Here is a 22,089-nt window from a genome sequence, read left to right as displayed (position 1 = left end):
TTATAACTGTCATACAGGAATGAAATCGATAAATCTATTGGGCATGGCGGCATTATTAATAGCCTCATGCTCATTAAACGATAAGAAACCGTTTAATGCAGACTCCGTTGCCGTACATACGGCAGATACCGTAAAAACTCAGCCAGCAGTAACTAATAACCCATCTGCGGTCAGTTCATTCTGTTTTTTACGAACCGAAGGAAAGAAAAATACAGACAGCACCGTAATTGAATTGGTGCTAAAGGACCAAAAAGTTTATGGACAAATGAACTGGATGCCATATCAAAAAGATAGCCGCAGAGGCGCTTTGGAAGGTACAGCCAAAGGCGATACAATTAATGCAGTGTGGAGTTTTATGCAGGAAGGCATGCAGGACACGTTGAATGTAAAGTTTGTGCTTAAAAACAATGCCCTTTTTCAAAAGCCACTGAAAATGAATGTGAAAACAGGTCGGGATCAAACTGATGAATCTGCGGGTTACACGGTTACTTACCGGCAAAGCGGCAAATTACCACGCTAAAAAATATTGAATTGTGTACAATAATGATAACGGCGGCATATGTCTATTTACATGCTTCGCCGTTATCATGTATAAATTACTGTTCGTATTATTTTTGCTGGCCTCCTGTCAAAGAACGCCCGTTTTTAAATTTAATAGCAAAGATGTTTGCTATACTTTCCGGAGGTAATTTTGCGGCAAACTAATTTGGGTAATTAATCAATCTTTTTTTTAGAGATACAGTAAGAGTTATGGTTTTTAATTTTCCATCTTCAAATTATATACATCGCAGGACGATATGAAATTGGTTCGATTTTCCTTTTCCATATAAAACTCGGCAGTTCCGTTTATTGCTTCACAATCACCATCGGCTATTACATTCTCCATGGTAAATTTGGTGTTTACCCCGCTAAAATATTTAGCTGTCCTGTTGCAAAAATCAATAAGGGCGGCATTGCCCGTTATCAATTCATTACCGGAGTGTTGAAACACATGTCTTCGGCCAAATGGGGATAACTGAATTCAAAATTTCCTCTGGTAAATTCCAAACTGATATGTTTGTTTAGCAACTGCGTAACTTCTTTTTATAATATTACCAATTATCCTTCTTTTTTTAACACCTTTAAGCGCCATTTTTGTTAGGGCTTTAGGTTAGCATAACCCGTTTCCAACTGTTATTGCTATCAGTTATTTATTATCTTTGCACAGCACAATATACTTATGGAGCAAACCCAACTTATTAAGGGCCTTAATATAAATTTTAACGAAAGCGGCGAAGGAAAACCACTTGTTTTGTTACATGGCTGGGGCTCAAACCTACAGGCATTTACAAAGGTGCAGGAATATTTTGAAACGGATTTTCATGTATTTGCAATTGACCTGCCGGGTTTTGGAAAAAGCCAGGAACCTGCTGAAGTTTGGGGTGTTGAAGAATACACGCAGTTTATTGAAGAATTTTGCCGGGTAAAAAACATCAGCAACCCCATATTGGCGGGACACTCTTATGGCGGGCGCATTTCTATACTTTTCGCATCGCGTAATCCTGTTTTAAAACTGGTGCTGCTGGATAGCGCCGGTATAAAACCCACCCGTTCGCTTGAATATTATATTAAAGTTTACTCCTACAAAGCGGCGAAAAAAACATTGCCGCTGTTTGTTGGCCGCAGCAAAGCCGAAGAAATAATGGAAGGCTACCGCAAAAAAGCCGGATCAAGCGATTATAACAATGCTTCGGGCGTTATGCGGAACATTTTGGTTAAGTCGGTTAATGAAGATCTTCAATCGGTGATGCCAAAAATAAAAGCACCCACTTTACTGGTTTGGGGCGAAAATGACACGGCAACCCCCGTTGGCGACGCCAAAATAATGGAAAAACTTATCCCCAATGCCGGTTTGGTGATCCTAAAAAACGCGGGGCACTTTGCCTTTGTTGAAAAACTGCATGAATTTTTAATTATATTAAATAACTTTCTTCAGGCCGATAAGAAAAACAATTAATGGAGAACCCACTATTTTTAGCTGCACTGGCAGTATTACTGGTTTATGCGTTCGCAAAATTAAGGTTCGAGCTGCACATGATGCAGTTAAACTCGTACCGTAACGACCGCTATTTTAAATGGCTTAAAACCAACGTGCTGCAGGGCACACGCGTATTTGAAGCCATTACTTTAGCAATTACCGGCATACTTTTATTAACTGCGGGCGCCGTTGTTACCGCTGCAGCATTTATATTGCTATATGGCCTTATGGCTTACCTGCTTTTTGTTAAAAAACAGAAAAAGCCTGTGGTATTTACCCAAAGGGCGCAAAGGTTATTCGGGCTCACGTTTGTATTATCAGCGGTAGCTGCGCTGGCATTTTACCTTGCAACCGGTAAAATTATGTGCACACTTTGGGTGGGAGGCTTTGCGTTGCTGCTGAGCTTTGTTTTAATTGCGTTGGCTACCATACTGATAGCACCCGTTGAAAAATCAATTAACAAGTGGTATTATAACGACGCTAAAAAGATCCTGGAGCAACGCCCTGATTTGATTATCATTGGAATAACCGGCAGTTACGGAAAAACCAGCACCAAACATTTTTTATACCGCATGCTGAGCGAAAAATACAATGTTTTGATGACACCCGGCAGCTACAATACGACCATGGGGGTTATTAAAACCGTGCGCGAAGAACTACAGGCAACCCACCAGGTTTTTATAGTGGAGATGGGTGCCAAGCAACCAAACGATATTAAGGAGATCTGCGACCTGGTACACCCGCAGATCGGCATCCTGACTGCGGTTGGAGAGCAGCATCTGGAAAGCTTTAAAACCATCCAGAACGTGCAAAAAACCAAGTTCGAACTGATAGATGCGTTACCTTCGGGCGGACTTGCCGTGTTGAATGCAGACTATGAATTTATTGCTAACCGCCCGGTTGCTGACCGGGAAACAGCATTGTATTCATCAGATAACGAAAAGGTTGATTTTTATATAAAAAACCTGAGCTATACGGCGAGGGGTTCCTCATTTTCGGTTTTTAATAAAGGCAAACACCTGGCTGATTTTGACACCAAGCTGTTAGGCAGCTACAACCTGTCGAATATACTGGCGGGTTATATTGTGGCCCGGCATTTGGAAGTTCCGGACAGCAGCGTTGCTTTTGCTATTAAAAAGCTGGAGCCTGTGCAGCACAGGCTGGAGGTTAAAGTACATGCCAACGGGGTTACCGTTATTGACGATGCATTTAACTCGAACCCGGTAGGTTCAAAAATGGCACTCGAAGTTTTAAAAGGTATTGAAGGCCAGCGAAAGATTATTATTACCCCCGGAATGATAGAGCTTGGCGAAAAACAGGAATATTACAATACGATTTTGGGCGAGCATATTGCAGATACCTGCGATTATGCTATACTTGTAGGGAAAAATATAACTTTACCTATTATGAAGGGGCTAAAAAATAAAAGCTATCCTGACAATAAAATATACGTGGCCCAAAATTTTAAGGATGCCGTAAACCATTTAGGCGGCATGACCCGTGCCGGCGACGTATTGTTATATGAAAACGATTTGCCTGACACTTACGAACTTTAGATAAAATTATTAGCGCATAACGATAAAACCATCATTAGCTGCTGCCTGTAACCGGGAATAAACATCGCCGATGATAGCTGTATCACCATTAAAAAATTAAGTAAATGAAAATTAGAATTGGAGTTATATTTGGAGGACGGTCTGTTGAGCATGAAATTTCTGTAATCTCCGCACAGCAGGCTATCAGTGCATTTGATAAAAACAGTTACGATATTACCCCGATCTATATCACCAAAACCGGTAAATGGTACACCGGCGACGCCCTTTTAAATGTAGATAATTATAAAAATACCGATTCGCTTTTGGCGCAATGCACAGAGATCTACATTTCACCAACTTTTGGTGATTTTACCATCAATGCGGTGCAGTCGTCCATCTGGAAGAGCAAAGAAATCGCAAAAATTGACATCGCCTTTCCTATTATCCACGGCACCAATTGCGAAGACGGATCATTACAGGGTTTACTTGAGCTAAAAGGCATCCCTTATGTTGGCTGCGATGTTTTATCGTCTGCGGTTGGAATGGATAAAATTATGATGAAGATGGTGCTGAAGGAAAGCGGACTGCCCGTAGTGGATTACACCTGGTTTACCGACCGCAGCTGGCACATGGATAAGCAGGCCATTATTGAAAAAATCAACAAAATAGGTTTCCCGGTTATTGTAAAACCATCAAATTTAGGTTCGAGCGTGGGCGTTTCAAAGGCTGCCGACGAAGCGCAGCTGATTGAGGCCGTTGAACTGGCCGGACGTTTCAGCAGCCGAATTTTAGTGGAACGCATGGTGGTTGACCTGAAAGAGATCAACTGTTCAGTACTGGGCGATGTGGCCAACCAAAATGCTTCGGTGTGTGAAGAACCGCTGGGCGCCGGCGACATTTTGAGCTATAAGGATAAATACATTACCAAAGGCAGTTCATCAAAAGGGATGACCAGCACCAAACGCCAGATCCCGGCAAATATCCCTAAGGAACAGGCAATGCTGATCCAGGATCTTGCTAAAGAAACGTTCAGGACGTTGTCCTGCTCAGGTGTATCGCGGATTGACTTTTTGGTGGATAAAAAAGACAACAAAGTGTATGTGAACGAGATAAACACCATCCCGGGTTCACTTTCATTTTACTTATGGGAGGCTACCGATAAGAATTTCGGACAGTTACTAAAAACCCTTATTGACGTTGCATTAAAACGCCAGCGCGAACGCGACAATTTAGTAGTGAGCTACGGCGAAAATATATTTAATATGAGCGCAGGGCTTTCAAAATCGGGTAAATCATAAAAATCGTAATGCTATGGCTGCCAAATATGTTTCTATAAATAATGAGCTGTTTTTAGAAGAAGACGCTAAGATAGGGGTATCTGATTTGGCCATGCACCGCGGCTATGGGATTTTTGATTACCTGAAGGTGATTGATAACCGCCCGATTTTTATCGAGGACCATTTTAACCGGTTTTATAACTCGGCTAAGGAAATGTACCTGGACGTGATGCTTGACCGCCAGCAACTTCGAAAAGCGGTTGAAGAACTGGTTGAAAAAAACGGCATCCCAACATCGGGCATCAAGCTGCTGCTAACGGGCGGCTATTCAGAAGACGGATACCGCATGGGTACCCCCAACCTGGTTATATTACAATACCCGCTAAACCTGCAGGAGGAAAACAAACCGGATACCGGCCTTAAACTGGTAACATATGACCACCAAAGGCAGCTGCCCTACATAAAAACCATTGACTACCTGATGGCGGTAAGGCTGCACCCTTTTATGAAGGAGAAAAACGCCGATGATGTACTATACCACAACACCGGGGTAATTACAGAATGCCCCCGGGCCAATTTTTTTGTGGTGATAGATAAAGAAATCATCACACCCAGGAACAATATTTTGCGGGGAATTACCCGCAGTAAGGTTTTAAATTTTAAAGTAAGCGGCTATACCATTGCCGAAGAAGATTTTAGCGTTGATGACCTGCCCAACGTAAAAGAAGCTTTTATAACCAGCACCACCCAATACGCTTACCCTGTTACAATGATAGACGGGAAAATGATAGGCGACGGCAAGACGGGACCAGCCACCAAACAGATCAGGGAGCAGTTGTTTAAGCTTACCTACGCCCAATAATATCGATTGCAATGCTATTTGATAGCCCCAGGATAATGAAGCCGGTAATCGCCTATAAATACATCGTCGCAATTGGCTTGCTGCTATTATCTGCCAGCCTGGTATTGAAACACTATTTTGTATTGCCTGATTTTGCAGACGGCTTTTTAAAAGGCACGGGCATAGGGGTTCTTTTATTAGCGCTGGTAAAAAAGCAGCGTGTGAAGCAGTCAAATAATTAAAAAAACATATTACAATCTTCTTTTCAATCAGCCGGTTAATCATGGCTAAAACCCTGTTTGCTCTATCCTTTTTTACCATTGGGTGAAGCCGACTTTACAGACAGCTGAGGTTATAACGCTCCGTCAGCTTTACTTCTTATTGGCATGCAACGCGTTACTTATATTATTGCCTATCTGGCCGGCAGCAAATCCTTAAACATCATGTGGAAAGTTTTGTAAAACGTAAGCGGTAAACATCTGTTAACTGTTTTAAAACGTATATAATTAAAAATATTTATGGAAAAGTTTGCATTGTTAGCCCGCGTAGAAGCGAAAGCCGGAAAAGAAAAAGAAGTACTTGAATTTTTAAAAAGCGCATTGCCGCTTGCCGAAGCAGAGCCCGACACCGTAAGATGGTACGCCCTGCAATTAGGTCCGTCAACATTTGGCATCTTCGATACTTTTGAAACAGAAGCCGGAAGAGCGGCCCATTTAAATGGAAAAATTGCCGAAGCCCTCATGGCAAACGCAGCTGAGTTACTAGCTACAGCCCCGGTAATTGAGCAGGTGGAGCTGCTAGCAATAAAGTAAAATAAATGCTGAGCCCGTACCTACTTTCTATCAATTGAAAGTATTGCCGTGGTGGTTTTTAAGAATCTTCAGGCGAATAAACGCGCCTGAAGACCTGACGACAGGTGAATAATCACATGGGATCCCGGACTCAGTCGACGGGATGACACTCCAATTTCAAGTTAAAATGCTCATCAACAGTCATTTTAAAAAAGATCAGCTCATTTTTAAAAATTTAAAAAAAACTGAAACCTTAGAAAATGAATGTCGTATAAGAACACTCATTGAGCGCCCTGCTCATCAATAATTTATCAAATCAAGAAGACTCCTGGCGCGAGGCCGGGAGCCTTTTATTGGATTAAATATAAAAATTAATTTTTATATAAACAATAGCGTATAAATTACAGGGCTTAAGTTTAAATTTAGGTAGTTTATTATAGGTATGGAGTTTTATAGCCGGAAAGTAATTTTCGGCTATTTTTTTGTCGCTTTTAACCGGCGAGCAATATTTAAAAAAATAAGATAATAATCTTTTGGCCTTGTTTCTTAGACTTTTACCATGAGAAATATATTTGAAAAAAGCCTAACATGAGCTCACCTTGGCTTATTTTATCGGCTCCATTCGCAAATTTACGCAGCCGGATCAGTTGAGGGCTTCGGCGATTTCGTTAAAGCCTTTTTCGCGGGCCAGGTCAGCAGCCAGTTTACCACCTTCCATACGGACGGTTACATCGGCGCCGTGTTCCAGCAGCGTAATCAGCAGATCGATATTGCCGTTTTGAGCGGCAGAGTGCAGCGCAGTTACACCGGCCTTTTGTTTTACGTTTACAAGCGCATTGTTTTCAATCAGCATGCGGGCTATCTGGGTAAAATTACCTGCAGCAGCAGAATGCAGCGGATAAACGCTGAATCCATTATTTGACGGCATATTAACATCAGCTCCCTTTAATACCAGGTATTGCGCAATTTCGTAATGGCCAAAATAACAGGCCAGGCCCAACGGCGTAAATCCATCTTCAGCATAAAAATTAACGGCATCGGGGTGTGCGTAAACAAGGTTGGCCACTACATCAAACCTCCCTGCCGCCGAGGCTTCGAAAAGATTGATCTCGTCCAGGTATTTTAAGATTAATGTGGTAACCTCAGGCTTTTTATAATAACAGGAAAGCATCAGCGGCGAAACCTGGTGACTGGTACGGGCCTTTGCCAACGCCGGGTTTTGCGCCAGCAGGCTATCAAGACTTTCCAGGTCGGCCGTGGTAATGTACAGTTCCAGTTTTTCGATGCTCATTCTTTTTACTTTAACAATAGGTAAGGTGTATATTAAGGGTAAATATAATAAATACCTGCTTTTTTTATATTAAGTAAAAAATTCAATAGCGCGGGGCTTTATTACCGTCACAAAAAACATTTACAGCAAATCAATTTGAATAACTTCCTGCCTGTTTTGTTGCGGAACAAGTTAAATTTACTTGACGACGCTCCGAAACAGCTGCTTAAGCCAGGTGTTTAACGCTACAGGTTTGCTTTAATATGTTGTGCTACAATTGCAGAAAACTCTTCTGATCCGCGCTTGTTAAGGTGAAATACGTCGTTAAATTTTTCGGGGTGATAATTAAACCGCGGATCAGTAGAAAAATCCAGGAGGGTAACATTAGGATATTCGCTTGTGATTTTTCCTATGAGGTCTCGCTCGATAGTTTGATTATCCAGGTAAAATGAGTTGTTCAATATGGTAGGCGAGATAATTACCATTGTTTTAATTTTATATTTAGCAGCGTCACTTAAAAACCGTTTAAAATAGTTGACAGCCTTAGTTTCGGGAATCTCAATTTTTTTACGAATTTTCTTTGCTCTATTATTCATTCTCTTAATGTAGTCATCCATCTCGGGCTTTGTCATAAAACCATGCAGTGGCAAATATCCATTATCATCCTTTTCAATAGATTTTGAGAATAAACTATTATTAGCCAAAATAAAGGCAGATGAGTTATAAGGGTACGTTTTGGAAAAAAGTTTTTCCGTTTCAAACTCACTAACCTCTTTAATATATTTTAAAAACTGCGGGTGTTCTTCGCAATAAGGCAATAAAATATCAAGTTTTTCATATTTAGATTTGTCAATACCCAATTCTCTCGGGGTTATATCCAGTATTATAAATTTAGGAAGATGCCTCGCCAACGACACCTCTTCAATAGCCGCTGAATACGGGATCATCAGCCCATCCCTGCCTGAATCATAACAACTTATCCCTGTACCTTTGGAGATGATGGTTGGTGAATAGTGACGGACAGCCCTTGAGCTGCCGAAGATCATAAGATCCTGGCAGGCACTATCAATAGCATAAGTAGTTTGACTAAACTGCCCCACATGCTGATTAAAATATATTTTTTTTAATGCGAAACCTGCTAAGCGGTCCGCTGCAATTAACACAACAGAAAATGCAGCTAACCTCACAAAAAATCTAATTATTACTTTGCTTTTCATCAAAATTGAAAGTATATGAACTGACTGCCATTAAACACACCGAAAACAATTATCCATAATATGGTAAAAACCAGCGCCCCCCATCTTACTACAATATTGGGCGAGCTAAAAAAATTAAATTGATCAGGGTGGTATTCAATTTTATACTCAAGGACAAACAAAAGCAGGATGCCCAGTACAGATTGTGCAAAGTTGCTAATCCCATCTCCTATAAACGGCGCAGCCCCAAAACTCTTCAAATTATGGATCAGCGTAAAAGCATCGTGAATAGTGGCGGCCCTGAAAAAAATCCAGGCAAAAGTTACAAATGAAAGCGTTAATGCAATATTACCCATGCGCATTAAGGTTGCAGCCACTTTATTTGAAGGCGTTTTACGTAAATAAGGCTTAATAACGATATAGATTACTGAGTATAAACCGTGCAGCATGCCCCAAATAACATAGGTGTAGTTAGCACCATGCCAAATGCCGCTCAGTAAAAAAATGACGAATAGATTGAAGCACGTGCGACTGCGGGATCCTTTACTACCTCCCAAAGGAAAATAAACATAATCACGAAACCAGGTTGACAGCGAGATATGCCATCTCCGCCAGAAATCCTGGATATTGGAGGCAAAATACGGTCGGTCGAAGTTTTTCATTAAATCAAAACCCATAGTTCTGGCACAACCTATGGCTATATCTGTATATCCTGAAAAATCACAATATATTTGGATAGCAAAAAAAAACGATGCAATAACAATGGTAGTTCCGTTATGCATATCAGGGTTGTTATAAACGGAGTTTACAAAAATGGAAAGCCTATCGGCAATTACCAGTTTTTTGAAAAAGCCCCATAACATCATTTTCAAGCCCGATTGCATTAAATCATAGTTAAACTCATGTTTTTTGTGCAATTGCGGTAAAATATTTTGCGGCCTTTCAATTGGCCCCGCAACCAGTTGCGGATAAAACATTACATATAAACTGTAGATCCCAAAGTGCTTCTCAGCTTTTTGCTTACCCCGGTACACCTCAATGGTATAACTCATTGCCTGGAAAGTATGAAAAGACAAGCCGATAGGTAACAGTATGCTTAAATAAGGGATTGGGTTATGATAGTTAAACTTATTGCAAAGGATATTAACATTAAGATTTAGGAAATTAAAGTATTTAAAAAAAATAAGAATTCCGACGTTGGCAGCCAGACTTGCCGCAAGCAGCATTTTGCGGCGACGGGGGTTGTGCTCATTCTCTATATAGATGCCGGCAAAATAATCAATAACAATAGTGAAACCCAGTATAAGAATATAAATGGGCACAAACGCCATGTAAAAATAGCAGCTTGCTGCCAGCAAAATTACCCATTTGAGTTTATGGGGAACTACAAAGTACAAGGTAGTTACTATGATGTAAAAAAATACAAAATCAATAGAATTGAATAGCATACTATCTTAAACGGGGTAAAAACAATCCCTAATACGAAAAAGCCTAACGAAAGTTAAACACTGTTCCCTATCATTTTCGTTACATAACTGTTAAAATAATTAGTATGGAAATGCCCCCGGCTATGATTTTAATTAAAAAATCCACCCAAATAAGTTGTTTAATCTATTAACTTTATATTTGCACAATAACAGGGTTACATCAGGATGCCGGTAAAAGGAAATCAGTTTAGGTCAAATAGTTTCAAGCAGGAAAATCAGCCCCGCCAGCCCAATCAAAAGATTGAGAAAGAAAGGCCCGTAAAACAAAGGGAAGAAAGGCTGCGTCCGTCGGACCTGCTCAACAGCAAAGTGATAAAAATATCGGGCTTATTTTTACTGCTTTTATCGGTGTATTTTTTGATAGCATTTACGGCCTACCTGTTTACCTGGCAGGAAGATCAGAGCTATGTATCGGCGGCTAATGGCGGCTGGCACAACCTGTTCCGCACCACGCAGGAACTGATGGAAAACGGCGTTAAAAACCCAATGGTTGATAACTGGGCCGGCAAATTAGGTGCCTTGCTCTCTAACCAGTTCATATTTGAATGGTTCGGCCTCGCATCTTTTGTATTTGTATTTGTATTTTTTATTGCCGGCTACCGCATGCTTTTCAAGGTTCGCCTGGTGCCTTTAAGCAAAACCCTTGCCTATAGTTTTTTCCTGCTGGTATTTATTTCCGTAGCCATGGGTTTTTTCCATGCATTTATAACGGAAACACCTAACTACCTGGAAGGGGGTTTCGGCTACTGGACCAACCGACTGCTGGATGCGCAGATAGGCCAGGCAGGCACTGCCGGGATCCTGGTGTTCCTGGCGTTAGCAATATTGGTGATTGCTTACAATATCGACTTCAAAATTCCTTCACGCAGCGCTAAAACGGTTCCCTCTGCCCCCGTTGACCATATTGTACCTGAACCTGTTGAACTGGAAGAAGAAGAGATCTCACTACCGGTTGAATGGCCGGGCCGCGCTAACCGGCAAAAAGAGAATACAGAAAAAATGGTTAACCCGGAGCCCGTTAAGCAACAGGCATTTGTACAAAACCCGGTGTTTCATGAGCCCGTAGTGTTAATGCCCGATCCGCCAAAAACCGATGAGGCTGAAGAAGAAAACGATATCCCGCTCACCGTTGGCGTTACCCGCCCTACCCCGGTTTTGAATATTGAAAAAACTGACGACGATAAAAAAGCGGAGAGCCTGCTGGAGCAGTTTGGCAAGTATGACCATACACTGGAGCTTTCAAGCTACAAATACCCAACACTGGACCTGCTGGAAAACTACGGATCGAACAAGATAAGCGTAAACTCTGATGAGCTGGAAGCCAACAAGAATAAGATTGTTGAAACGCTGAACCATTATAACATTGAGATTGATAAAATAAAGGCGACTATTGGCCCCACTGTTACCTTATATGAAATTATACCGGCACCTGGTGTGCGCATCTCCAAGATCAAAAACCTGGAGGATGATATTGCGCTGAGCCTGGCAGCATTGGGTATCCGTATTATTGCACCTATGCCGGGTAAAGGAACCATAGGTATAGAGGTGCCCAACCAGCATCCCGAAATGGTATCCATGCGGTCGGTACTGTCAACAGAAAAATACCAGAACACTACCATGGACCTGCCGATTGCGCTGGGCAAAACCATTAGCAACGAGGTATTTATTGCCGACCTTGCCAAAATGCCCCACCTGCTGGTGGCGGGTGCTACCGGGCAGGGTAAATCCGTTGGTATTAACGCCATATTGGTTTCGCTGCTGTTTAAAAAGCACCCCGCCGAGCTTAAGTTTGTGCTGGTTGACCCTAAAAAGGTGGAGTTAACTTTATTCCGTAAGATTGAAAGGCACTTTTTAGCCAAACTGCCGGATGAAGCCGATGCCATTATTACCGATACAAAAAAGGTGGTAAATACGCTTAACTCGCTTTGTATTGAAATGGATCAGCGTTACGACCTGTTGAAAGATGCCCAGGTGCGCAACCTGAAGGAGTACAATGAAAAATTTGTGCACCGCAAGATAGCCGACCCGGAGAAGCACCGCTACCTGCCGTTTATTGTGCTGGTTATTGATGAGTTTGCCGATTTGATGATGACTGCGGGCAAAGAAGTTGAAGTGCCTATTGCGCGGATTGCGCAGCTGGCCCGTGCGGTGGGTATCCACCTGGTAATTGCCACGCAGCGGCCTTCGGTAAATATTATAACAGGAACTATAAAAGCCAACTTCCCGTCGAGGCTGGCCTTCAGGGTGCTGTCAAAAATAGATTCGCGTACCATATTGGACAGCGGCGGCGCCGACCAGCTGATTGGCCGCGGGGATATGCTGCTGTCAACCGGCAGCGACCTGATCCGTTTACAGTGCGCATTTGTGGATACACACGAAGTAGAACGCATTTCGGATTTTATTGGGAACCAGCGCGGCTACGCATCGGCCATGTTACTGCCAGAGTATGTTGGCGAAGGCGAAACCAGCACCAGCAAGGAATATGACCCGGATAACCGCGACCCTATGTTTGAAGATGCGGCCCGCCTGATAGTTTTACACCAGCAGGGATCAACCTCGCTGATACAGCGTAAAATGAAGCTTGGCTATAACCGCGCAGGGAGGATAATTGACCAGCTGGAAGCAGCCGGCATAGTTGGCCCGTTTGAAGGCAGCAAGGCCCGCGACGTTTTATACCCCGACGAGTACAGCCTTGAACGCCACCTGGAAAGCCTTCAGAAAAATAGCAATTAAACCTTTGCCCAAACGTTTATTCTATAGTTTACCCAACACGGTAAACAATAGTTGGATGACTACGTTTATGGTGAAACAATTTTAAAAAAACGATCTACTAAAAACGGATTTATCCGGATAAACAACAAATGAAGAAACTACTTATATTATCCCTGCTAGGCATATTCAGCACCGGTTACACTTTTGCACAAAAGGATGCAGATGCCAAAGCTATTTTAAGCAAGGTAAGCGCCAAATACAAAATGTACGATGGCATTAAAACCGACTTTACCTTTACCCTTGATAACCCGCAGGCGGGCATAAAAGAAACGCAAACCGGCACGCTTGTAGCACGTTCAAAAGCCAATAAGTTCAGGGTTACGTTATACACTCCGCAGTCGGCAGGTAAGCAGGACGTGGCACAGGAGATCATCAGCGATGGCAAAACCCAGTGGACCTTTCTGAAAAAGGATAACGAAGTGCAGGTAAGCAACGTTGACAACAGCGGCGACGGACTTAACCCGGCCAAAATATTCACCATTTATGAACATGGCTATAAATACCTTTATACCGGTGAAAAAAAGATAAGCGGAAATATTTACCAGGAAATTGACCTGACCCCGGAAGACGATAAAAAAGGCTTTTTTAAAGTGCGCCTGGAGATTGACAAGGCAAAAAAACAGATCTACAGCGCATTGATATTTGACAAGAACGGTAACAGGTACACCTATACGATAAAACGCTTTGCACCTAATACTGCAGTAGCCGATAACACTTTCTCTTTTGATACCAAAGCACATAAGGGTGTTGAAGTGGTGGACTTGAGGTAGGGATTAGTGGTTAGCGGTTAGTTAAGTTGGGGGACTTTGCTGGATTGGAAGACAATTTCACGAACTACTGCTGGCGACGCTTATATAGCCCGGCGTTGTTTGATAAACTGAGGGGTTAATTGTTGCGTTCCACATTTACAAAATGTATTCAAAGCGGTAAGTGGAAGTCTTTATATTGATGATTTACCGACAGGCACGTTTCAGCATAGCCAATAACCTCATCCTTTTCCATTTGATCAAGCATGCGTTTAACCGGGATGTAATCAACATTAGCAGGGATTTCCAGGGCTAAATAGCGCTCATTAAAGCCTTCTGACGGGCAATCCATTTCTTCAAATAAGTTAATAAGCCGTTCCATTTCAAGCTCTTCATCCATTATAATGATATGAATGGTTGAATTGCCGGAATATTCAATGGTTTCCAGATAGGTAAGCATAGATTGAGCTTCGTCGTACTCAGCCAGAACAATATCGCCTGATGCTAACCGCGGTACATAAAATGGAATATTATCAATCTTATAAAGCCCTTTTTCTCCATCAATCACTTCGGCCCACATCGTTTCGTTGGTTTGCTCCTCCAAAATATCGCTGTAAAAGTTAAACAGAATCTTTACTAAATTATCGTTTGGCATAAAAAGAAAAATATGTACAAAGATAATTATTCCGCATTCCCAGCCTTCAACCTCCGCTCCATTACTTCGCGCCAGGTGGTTAAAATAAAGCCCTTATCCCTTAAAAACTTGCGCAGGCGCGGATCGGTCATAGCCAGCAGATCGCCTTTGCGTTTTTGGCCGGTATCTGAAATATATTTAAAGGCAGGCGATGGATTGGTGCAGTGCATAATTACCATGGTTAAACCGGGGCTCAGCCTCCCAATACTTTCGATGTAGTGATCGGTGTACCATTTTTGGATCTCGGCATCCGTTTTCTTATTGATACCGGGCATGTTCCAGTCATAGCTGGAGTTGTGGAGATCGTCCAGTACTGGCAGTCCGTTTTTCCAGAGCATCTCTCCTATTTCTTTTGCTTTACCCAATGCGGCAGCCTCAGGGATCGCCATTCCTGCCTGGTATTTTCCCTGCTTTTTTAATTCGGCAATTGCCGCAGCTTTTGCTTCGGAACGGTAAAAAATATCATCCCCGCCGGGAAACATCACCGGGATCTGTTTTTCAATACCCAGCTTTAAATATTTCTCCATGAACGATTCCTTTGCAAACAGGGTCCCCATGTGCGAATCGAGGTGCGTGGGCTTAAAACCCATGGTTAACGCTCGGTCAAGCTGTGCACGGATCTCTTTGTCAACTTCATCGGCCTTAGCTGCAAAGTAAACCGCTTCAACAGAAGGATATAAACACCCTTGTTTATCCGTTAAACCCGGCACTTCCGTTTTACCGGCGAGCGGGCCCCATCGATAGTTTTCCCACTCGGAAGTCAGCGTTAAATGCAGGCCGGCATCGGTATTTGGATTTTTGTCGAGGTATTTTTTAAAGTCGGACACCCAGGCGCAGGGCATCATCACACTGGTTGAGGTGGACACCCCTTTGCTTAAGGCAGTTTCCACGCCTTCGTTGGAGTCGTGCGACATCCCGGCATCGTCCACATGCAGGATAAGTACCCGGGCGCCTTTTGGCCAGCCGAGCCGCTCGGCAAAGGTTTTGGTTTGCTGGGCTGATGCGCCACAGGCAAACCCAATGAACAGGGAGAAGATGGTTAGTTTTTTCATCGCTAAACAGGTGATACCCTTTATAAAAACTATGTTAACGTATAAAATCGATCGCACAATCACACCCGGCGCAGGGTGCTCTGCTGGCACCCCTCAATGCTATTAAGTTGAGGTTACCCTCGTAATTTCGCCTCACCTAATCCTCTCCAAAGGAGAGGACTTGAACTTCGCGCTTTTTTTGCACCCTCTCCTTTGGAGAGGGCAGGGTGAGGCAACTAATATGTCCTTAATTGAATTGGAAAGCCCCTGCGGGGACAGGAACAATTAACAGGCCGATGCCCATATTTATCCTGCCTAAACGTCCCGCGAAGATTCTCCACTCTTTTCATAAGGACAAAGGGACTTACACCCTCAAATAGATCTTGTTCTTATCCAGGATCTTACCGAATGTCCAGCAGATGAGCATGTAAAAAATAGCGAACAGCAACGACCCTACAGCGCCGGGGGCAACAACCTGGAAAAATACCTGGTTGATCCAGCCTGCCGGATTGCCGCCTGGCGTTACCTTTATCATCCAAAGGGTAACTAAAAAAAGTTCTGAAAAAAGATAAACCGGCAGCGGGTTTTTACCCACGGTGGTAAAGAATGCGGTCCAGTTGGCTTTGTTCCATTCACGGATCTCAATGATATAGATCAGCGCTGAAATGATGAGCAGATCCAGGCCAACGGTTAAAAGCGTGAAAGGGCTCGACCATAATTTTTTAGAGATCGGGAACGCCATATTCCAGCAAAGTGCTATAAAGATGAACAGCCCGCCCCAAAGCATTAATTTTGCAATAGTTTCGTATCGCTTCCCTTTTTCCTGTACATACCGCCCTGCAAAATAACCGCAAATAACGTTTACTATGGCCGGCAGGGTACTCAAAATCCCCTCGGGATCAAAAGCCACGCCCTCGCCATGGTACAGGTGGTCGTCGCCCATTACAAATTTATCAAGATAAGTACCCGCGTTGGTCAGCATCCCGTATGGGTTAGCCGGATCGCCAAAGATGAGCAGCAGGAACCAGTAACCAAAAAGCAGCAATACGCTGATCACCACAATAGTTTTTACCGATTTTATAAAGTGCACCATCAGCGAAGCAAACATATAACATAAAGCTATGCGCTGTAAAACACCAAGGATGCGGGTATGGCTTATAGGCGTCAGCTGAAAATGCCAGCCATTTGCATCATGCAAAAAGAAAGGGAACCACGACATCAGGTACCCGAACAAAAAGATCAGCGCTGTACGCTTTACTATCTTCCATACCACGGTACCGTTACTTTGCCCCGCAAATTTTTTCATGGCAAAGCTCATGGCGTTGCCTACTGCAAATAAAAAGGAAGGGAAAACAAGGTCTGTTGGGGTAAAACCAAACCAGGCAGCGTGTTCAAGGGGGGCAAACGGCACTGCTCCGCTTCCGGGCGTGTTTACAATTATCATGAAACAAATTGTCATTCCGCGAAATACATCGAGCGAAAGAAAGCGATTAGGGCTTTGATCCATAGTTTAAATTAAATTGTTTTAGATTTATTGAGGTACAATATAGTTGGAAAGTAGGAAAAGTCAGTAAAGTCATGAAGATTTTTTTTGCCGGCAATGCTTCGTGTTTTTTATGTCTGCGCATTTTTCCGTCTTTCGGACTTTTCCAAGTTTCGGACTTCCCGACTTTTCTTCCTATTTTTGAGCCTCATGTTAACGGTAACCAACCATACGCTCGAAAAACTGGAAATGCTGCTGAAAACCAGCGGCTACCGTGTTAGGTATGAAAAAGGTAATTTTAAAACAGGTGCCTGTTTACTGCTCAACAGCAAAGTGATAGTGGTAAACAAATTTTCGGGGCTCGAAAGTAAAATACTGGCCATAAGCGAGCTGGCCCGCGATTTAGAAATGGACTATAACCTGCTTGATGAAAAACAAATTGCTTTTCACCAGCAGCTTAAACAAACTACACTGGAACTGTGACCATAACTTTTTTAGGAACCGGAACTTCGCAGGGCGTACCTGTTATTGCCTGCAACTGTGAGGTTTGTACATCGGCAGATTCGCGCGATTCGCGCTTGCGCACCTCTATTTTAATTGAAGACAAAGGCAAAGTTATTGTTGTTGATTCGGGGCCCGATTTCAGGTACCAGATGCTGAGGGCAAAGGTGCAACGACTGGATGCTATTGTTTTTACCCACGAACACAAGGACCATATTGCCGGGCTTGATGATATCCGCGCGTTTAACTACCGGCAAAATGCAGCTGTTGAGGTGTATGCCGACCTGCGGGTACAGGCGGCTTTAAAGCGCGAGTTCTATTATATTTTTGATGAATTTAAATACCCGGGCATTCCCCAGCTTAACCTGCATACCATTAACGGGGACCCGTTTGATATAGGCCACATTACCTTTACCCCAATTGAGGTACTGCATTATAAACTACCGGTAATGGGTTTCAGGGTGAATGATTTTACCTATATCACCGATGCCAAAACGGTTTCAGAACAGGAGATAGAAAAAATTAAAGGCAGCAAGGTACTGGTGATCAACGCGCTGCAGAAACAGGACCACATCAGCCATTTTACGCTTGAGGAAGCCCTTGCCTTTGCCGACCTGGTAGGCGCAGAAAAAACTTATTTAACCCACATCAGCCATCGCCTGGGGAGGCATCACGACATCAGCAAAGAGCTGCCCCGCGGCATTGAAATGGCGTATGATGGTTTACAATTACAGCTGCCCGGTTAGGCGATACATCCCCAAACACAAAACTTATTCCGCCAGTGTTTAACAATTTAGTTTAAAATAGCGCTATTTAGTTTTACTTTGCAGTAATATTTTTGCCTGGAATGAAACAAATAGTTTATATCAGCTCTGCTGTCCGATTGATGCAGGATAATGAATTGCTGGCGATCCTTAAATCCGCACAAAAAAACAACAAAGCTTACAACATTACCGGCGTATTGCTTTACAGCGGCGGAACATTTATACAGGCGATTGAGGGCGAGGCTAAAGATGTTGATAAACTATATGACATTGTGGACCTGGACCCGAGGCACAAAAGCCTGATTAAACTGCTGGACAAGTCCCTTACTGAAAGAAACTTCCCCGATTGGTCAATGGGCTTTGCTGCTGTGGACGAAGATAATACCAAAGAAATTGCAGGATTTTTAGGATCGACAGACGAGATCCTGAACAGTGAAAATAACAATGCCGCGGTAAACATTTTAAAAACCTTTATTACCACCAACAACCTGGTAATTACGCATTAATAAAATGTCCCGGAAATTTTACAGTTCAATAAAGCTAACCCTGTCAATTGAACCTTTGTACAAGCCATGGTAGCCGGTGTTGTGCAGGTCTATTTTGCCGCGGATCAGTACTTTTTTATTATTAATGGGCGTAAATCCGTCGTCATTAGCTTCAAAAAGACCGGTGCGGGTCCCTTTTAAATATAGCGGGCAATCCTGGCTAAAGTTGATCCAAAGGGCATGTTTATTGGAGTGGTCAACAAAAAGACTGTCGTTGTATAATGCAGATTGTTCTTTTGCCTCCTTATAGGTTCCCGATACCTCTACATATTGCTGATCGTAACTTTTAATGCTATCCAGCAGGTGGGTAAACGTTACTTTTTTAAAGGCAACATTCACGTCGCAATCGCTTTTGTAAATATTTTTATTGCTGTTGCACGATTGTAAGATGAGTGGGAGAAGGCATAAAAACGTTAAACGGTGAAAAAGTATAACAGAAGTTTTATTTGCATGGGTAGCTGCCATAGCCGGGGATAGTTACACTGTTTGTCAATAGCTTAAAGGCGTTTGACCATAGCCCCCGCAAATGGTTTAATTTTTTTATTATTATTTCCAATTCCGGCTTTATATATTGCAATGCCTTAGCATTTCGCTCAACAGGCAAAACTTTTACTTTTTGATTAATTAATACCAGCTATGAACAAACTACTTTTTATTGCTTTTGTACTTTTTTTTGCCGTTGATGCCCACGCACAGGACTGGGCCAACATTAAACGATATGAGGATGATAACAGCAAAGTACCCGCACCGGCCAAAGGCGAAAAACGGGTGGTTTATATGGGAGATTCCATCACCGACTTCTGGATAAAAAGCGACTCTGAATTTTTTGCCGGGAAACCTTATTATAACCGCGGCATAAGCGGGCAAACTACCGGGCAAATGCTGGTGCGCTTTCGCGAAGATGTGATTAGCCTTAAACCCAAAGTAGTGGTGATACTTGCCGGTATAAATGATGTGGCGCAAAACAATGGCCCCTCAAAGCTCGAAGATGTTTTTGGTAACATTGCTTCTATGGCTGAACTGGCCCGTGCAAACCATATTAAGGTGGTAATCTCCAGCATACTGCCCGCCAACGCCTTCCCGTGGCGGCCTGCCATTAACCCCGTAGCCGGTATAAAGGCAATTAACGATATGCTGAAAGCTTATGCAGCTAAAAACGGTTTTACCTACCTGGATTATTTTACCGCTATGGCCAATGATAAAAGCGGCCTGTCGCCAAACCTGGCCAAAGATGGTGTGCACCCTACCCTTGAGGGTTACCGCATCATGGAGCCGATGGTTGAAAAGGCCATTGCAGAAGCTTTGGTTAGCAGGAATTAGGGGTGGTGATGCCGTGGCTTAGGCGCCGGGCCTGAGTTATTTAAAAAATCCCCGCAGGGTGCCACCAAATTACAGCGGCTATTAAGTTAAGCGGAAATACATAATTAATTCTCCCCACAAACCTGGTTGCCTCACCCTGCCCTCTCCAAAGGAGAGGGTTCTAAAAAAGCGCGAAGTTCAAGTCCTCTCCTTTGGAGAGGATTTGGTGAGGCGAGATTCTGTCCCCGCAGGGTCTCTCGCAGAGGACCCTGCGCTGCAATGAGCTAAATGGCATGAAATATGCCGCTTAACCCCGCCAAATTACAAAATCTTATTATAAGGCACCTCAATCCCATTATTTCCCCCGCCCCATTATTTTATTCCGATTATTCCGCCGAAGTTTGTATTACAAACATTTAGCTGAAAAACTATGGAAAATTCAAAAGCGGCACCTGTTGCAATTGGGGCGAGCGAGGGGCAGAGCCTGTCGGTTGCCGGTGGTAATTACCGCATATTGGTATCGGGTAAAGAAACCGGTGGCGCATTTGCTACTATTGATATGCTGATTCCGCCGGGAGGTGGTCCGGGGCCACATGCACATCCTGATTTCCAGGAATCGTTTTACGTGGTTGATGGCGAGGTTGAAGTTAAAAGTGAAGCCGGTACGTACATAGCCCAAAAGGGCGCTTTTATCAGCATCCCCAAAGGCGGCATAGTACATTGCTTTAAAAACAAAACAGACAGTCTTGCGCATTTGCTTTGCATGGTTGTACCATCAGGCCTGGAAGAAATGTTTTTAGCAATTGGCAAGCCCGTGGAAACCGGCACCTTCCTGCCGCCACCGGTGATGGATGCCGAAGCCCTGCAGAAGGTACAGGCGCTAGCGGCAAAGTACGGACAAACGCTTTATCCGCCAGACTTTTTGGGTTAACCCTTCATTGGCTTTTTTGTGTTGCGTTTGATGTGCCTGCCATTGTGCTATTTTATTTTTAGGTGAACAGAACATTGAAATAGAAAAACTGTTATCAACAACAATTTTCTTATTGCTGCAATCATATACCCCTGTTCCATGAAAATAGTATTTATGCTGCTCTTAATGTTGTCCGCCGCTTTTGTATGGGGACAGGCAACACCGCCGAGGGTGCCGGCAGTTTCAAAAGCGGTGATTGCTGCCGGCCATCGCAGCAAGGCCGGCAAAGACACGGTAATTGAATCGGATACTTCCAAAGAAAACAAGGAGCCGAGGTATTATTACGTAACCGCAAGCGCCAATATTTTTGTGAACACCAAAGGAGGGGCGGCCAAACGGTTTTCGCCATCAGTTGAGTTTGGGAAAACATTTGGCATATTTGATATCGGACTGGCTACGGGCAGGGTAAACTCGCTGAGTTCCGGTGCCGATACTACCCGGTTCGTGGAGTTCAGGCCCACCATCAATATCTTCTCCAAAGGCAGGTTTGCCGAATCGTTGTGCCTGGGCGGGGGCTATATATTTAAAGCTAAACAGGGTTTAATGACCGAGATCTGCAACAGCATCAACTTCAATATCTCCGAAAAACTGGCTGTTGCCGTAGTGCAGGGCTATTATTTTTTTGATGGCACCAACAACAGCCGGAGCACCCAGTTTATGGGTTTTAATTTCACCTACAACCTGCTCAAGAACCACAGCGTAAATAAACAGCGAAAGAAAGCGGCGATCGTGAGCGACAATTAAGAAAATCCTGTTCCACTTGTTCCGTTTGTTCACACTTGTTCCGCGGAACAAGCATCGTTTTAGCTTCAAAAGCGTAAATCTATAGCCGGATTAGAGCACTGAATCTTTGTTCCACCTGTTCCACTT

23 protein-coding genes are annotated in these 22,089 nt (G+C 43.3%); 15 read left to right on the top strand and 8 right to left on the bottom strand.

Annotation, left to right across the window (positions count from 1 at the left end; translation table 11 throughout):
* Positions 1-19: 19 nt before the first annotated feature.
* Positions 20-520, top strand: coding sequence for a hypothetical protein (locus MuYL_RS07620; RefSeq protein ID WP_157740683.1), 501 nt, complete (start codon positions 20-22; stop codon positions 518-520).
* Between the two features lie 237 nt (positions 521-757).
* On the opposite strand, the gene MuYL_RS07615 is transcribed toward MuYL_RS07620, so the two are convergent.
* Positions 758-991, bottom strand: a complete 234-nt coding sequence (locus MuYL_RS07615; protein ID WP_094569967.1) for a hypothetical protein — start codon at positions 989-991, stop codon at positions 758-760.
* A gap of 228 nt (positions 992-1,219) precedes the next feature.
* On the opposite strand from MuYL_RS07615, the gene MuYL_RS07610 reads away from it, so the two are divergent.
* The 6 genes from MuYL_RS07610 to MuYL_RS07585 all read left to right on the top strand — a co-directional run bounded on the left by MuYL_RS07610 (position 1,220) and on the right by MuYL_RS07585 (position 6,482).
* Positions 1,220-1,996, top strand: a complete 777-nt coding sequence (locus tag MuYL_RS07610; protein WP_094569966.1) for an alpha/beta fold hydrolase — start codon at positions 1,220-1,222, stop codon at positions 1,994-1,996.
* Positions 1,996-3,573 (top strand): Mur ligase family protein, encoded by a 1,578-nt coding sequence (locus MuYL_RS07605; protein ID WP_094569965.1) that lies wholly within the window; start codon positions 1,996-1,998, stop codon positions 3,571-3,573. The genes MuYL_RS07610 and MuYL_RS07605 overlap by 1 nt, the downstream gene beginning before the upstream one ends.
* 104 nt (positions 3,574-3,677) lie before the next feature.
* Positions 3,678-4,850: a D-alanine--D-alanine ligase family protein gene (locus MuYL_RS07600; protein ID WP_094569964.1), complete on the top strand. Its 1,173-nt coding sequence runs from the start codon at positions 3,678-3,680 to the stop codon at positions 4,848-4,850.
* Positions 4,851-4,863: 13 nt separating this feature from the next.
* Positions 4,864-5,691: an aminotransferase class IV gene (locus MuYL_RS07595; RefSeq protein ID WP_094569963.1), complete on the top strand. Its 828-nt coding sequence runs from the start codon at positions 4,864-4,866 to the stop codon at positions 5,689-5,691.
* A gap of 11 nt (positions 5,692-5,702) precedes the next feature.
* On the top strand, positions 5,703-5,912 hold the full coding sequence (locus tag MuYL_RS07590) for a hypothetical protein (RefSeq protein ID WP_157740681.1): 210 nt from the start codon (positions 5,703-5,705) through the stop codon (positions 5,910-5,912).
* A gap of 276 nt (positions 5,913-6,188) precedes the next feature.
* Positions 6,189-6,482: a putative quinol monooxygenase gene (locus MuYL_RS07585; RefSeq protein ID WP_094569961.1), complete on the top strand. Its 294-nt coding sequence runs from the start codon at positions 6,189-6,191 to the stop codon at positions 6,480-6,482.
* Between the two features lie 622 nt (positions 6,483-7,104).
* On the opposite strand, the gene MuYL_RS07580 is transcribed toward MuYL_RS07585, so the two are convergent.
* The 3 genes from MuYL_RS07580 to MuYL_RS07570 all read right to left on the bottom strand — a co-directional run bounded on the left by MuYL_RS07580 (position 7,105) and on the right by MuYL_RS07570 (position 10,375).
* Entirely contained in the window at positions 7,105-7,752 is a 648-nt protein-coding gene (locus tag MuYL_RS07580) for an ankyrin repeat domain-containing protein (RefSeq protein WP_094569960.1), read from the bottom strand.
* A gap of 224 nt (positions 7,753-7,976) precedes the next feature.
* Positions 7,977-8,948 (bottom strand): hypothetical protein, encoded by a 972-nt coding sequence (locus MuYL_RS07575; protein ID WP_094569959.1) that lies wholly within the window; start codon positions 8,946-8,948, stop codon positions 7,977-7,979.
* Positions 8,948-10,375: an MBOAT family O-acyltransferase gene (locus tag MuYL_RS07570; RefSeq protein ID WP_094569958.1), complete on the bottom strand. Its 1,428-nt coding sequence runs from the start codon at positions 10,373-10,375 to the stop codon at positions 8,948-8,950. The genes MuYL_RS07575 and MuYL_RS07570 overlap by 1 nt, the downstream gene beginning before the upstream one ends.
* A 204-nt stretch (positions 10,376-10,579) precedes the next feature.
* On the opposite strand from MuYL_RS07570, the gene MuYL_RS07565 reads away from it, so the two are divergent.
* On the top strand, positions 10,580-13,147 hold the full coding sequence (locus tag MuYL_RS07565; protein WP_094569957.1) for an FtsK/SpoIIIE family DNA translocase: 2,568 nt from the start codon (positions 10,580-10,582) through the stop codon (positions 13,145-13,147).
* A 128-nt stretch (positions 13,148-13,275) separates the two neighbouring features.
* Complete coding sequence (locus MuYL_RS07560; RefSeq protein WP_094569956.1) at positions 13,276-13,956, top strand: LolA family protein; 681 nt, start codon at positions 13,276-13,278, stop codon at positions 13,954-13,956.
* A 148-nt stretch (positions 13,957-14,104) separates the two neighbouring features.
* Here MuYL_RS07560 and MuYL_RS07555 read toward each other — a convergent pair whose 3' ends face one another.
* The 3 genes from MuYL_RS07555 to MuYL_RS07545 form a co-directional block, all read right to left on the bottom strand.
* Complete coding sequence (locus MuYL_RS07555) at positions 14,105-14,587, bottom strand: DUF4265 domain-containing protein (protein WP_094569955.1); 483 nt, start codon at positions 14,585-14,587, stop codon at positions 14,105-14,107.
* A 26-nt stretch (positions 14,588-14,613) separates the two neighbouring features.
* Positions 14,614-15,678 carry a polysaccharide deacetylase family protein gene (locus tag MuYL_RS07550; RefSeq protein ID WP_094569954.1) on the bottom strand — a complete coding sequence of 355 codons (1,065 nt, stop codon included), beginning with the start codon at positions 15,676-15,678 and terminating at the stop codon, positions 14,614-14,616.
* Between the two features lie 343 nt (positions 15,679-16,021).
* Positions 16,022-17,164, bottom strand: coding sequence for an acyltransferase family protein (locus MuYL_RS07545; RefSeq protein ID WP_094569953.1), 1,143 nt, complete (start codon positions 17,162-17,164; stop codon positions 16,022-16,024).
* Positions 17,165-17,350: 186 nt separating this feature from the next.
* Between MuYL_RS07545 and MuYL_RS07540 the strand changes: the two genes are divergently transcribed.
* The 3 genes from MuYL_RS07540 (at position 17,351) to MuYL_RS07530 (ending at position 18,911) form a co-directional block, all read left to right on the top strand.
* On the top strand, positions 17,351-17,623 hold the full coding sequence (locus MuYL_RS07540; protein ID WP_094569952.1) for a hypothetical protein: 273 nt from the start codon (positions 17,351-17,353) through the stop codon (positions 17,621-17,623).
* Positions 17,620-18,387, top strand: coding sequence for an MBL fold metallo-hydrolase (locus MuYL_RS07535; protein ID WP_094569951.1), 768 nt, complete (start codon positions 17,620-17,622; stop codon positions 18,385-18,387). Before MuYL_RS07540 ends, MuYL_RS07535 begins: the two co-directional genes overlap by 4 nt.
* 101 nt (positions 18,388-18,488) lie before the next feature.
* Positions 18,489-18,911: a BLUF domain-containing protein gene (locus MuYL_RS07530; protein ID WP_094569950.1), complete on the top strand. Its 423-nt coding sequence runs from the start codon at positions 18,489-18,491 to the stop codon at positions 18,909-18,911.
* A gap of 18 nt (positions 18,912-18,929) precedes the next feature.
* Here MuYL_RS07530 and MuYL_RS07525 read toward each other — a convergent pair whose 3' ends face one another.
* Entirely contained in the window at positions 18,930-19,415 is a 486-nt protein-coding gene (locus MuYL_RS07525; RefSeq protein WP_094569949.1) for a hypothetical protein, read from the bottom strand.
* A 171-nt stretch (positions 19,416-19,586) separates the two neighbouring features.
* Here MuYL_RS07525 and MuYL_RS07520 point away from each other — a divergent pair, with 171 nt between their 5' ends.
* The 3 genes from MuYL_RS07520 (at position 19,587) to MuYL_RS07510 (ending at position 21,963) form a co-directional block, all read left to right on the top strand.
* Entirely contained in the window at positions 19,587-20,270 is a 684-nt protein-coding gene (locus MuYL_RS07520; RefSeq protein ID WP_094569948.1) for an SGNH/GDSL hydrolase family protein, read from the top strand.
* Between the two features lie 409 nt (positions 20,271-20,679).
* Positions 20,680-21,180, top strand: coding sequence for a cupin domain-containing protein (locus MuYL_RS07515; RefSeq protein WP_094569947.1), 501 nt, complete (start codon positions 20,680-20,682; stop codon positions 21,178-21,180).
* Between the two features lie 138 nt (positions 21,181-21,318).
* The gene (locus MuYL_RS07510; RefSeq protein WP_094569946.1) at positions 21,319-21,963 is read left to right on the top strand and encodes a hypothetical protein; all 645 of its coding nucleotides are present in this window, start codon (positions 21,319-21,321) and stop codon (positions 21,961-21,963) included.
* Positions 21,964-22,089: the final 126 nt, after the last annotated feature.

The organism is Mucilaginibacter xinganensis (assembly GCF_002257585.1).
Lineage (GTDB): Bacteria > Bacteroidota > Bacteroidia > Sphingobacteriales > Sphingobacteriaceae > Mucilaginibacter > Mucilaginibacter xinganensis.
Note: the sequence above shows the minus strand (reverse complement) of the source record. Positions and strands in the feature narration are given on the sequence as shown.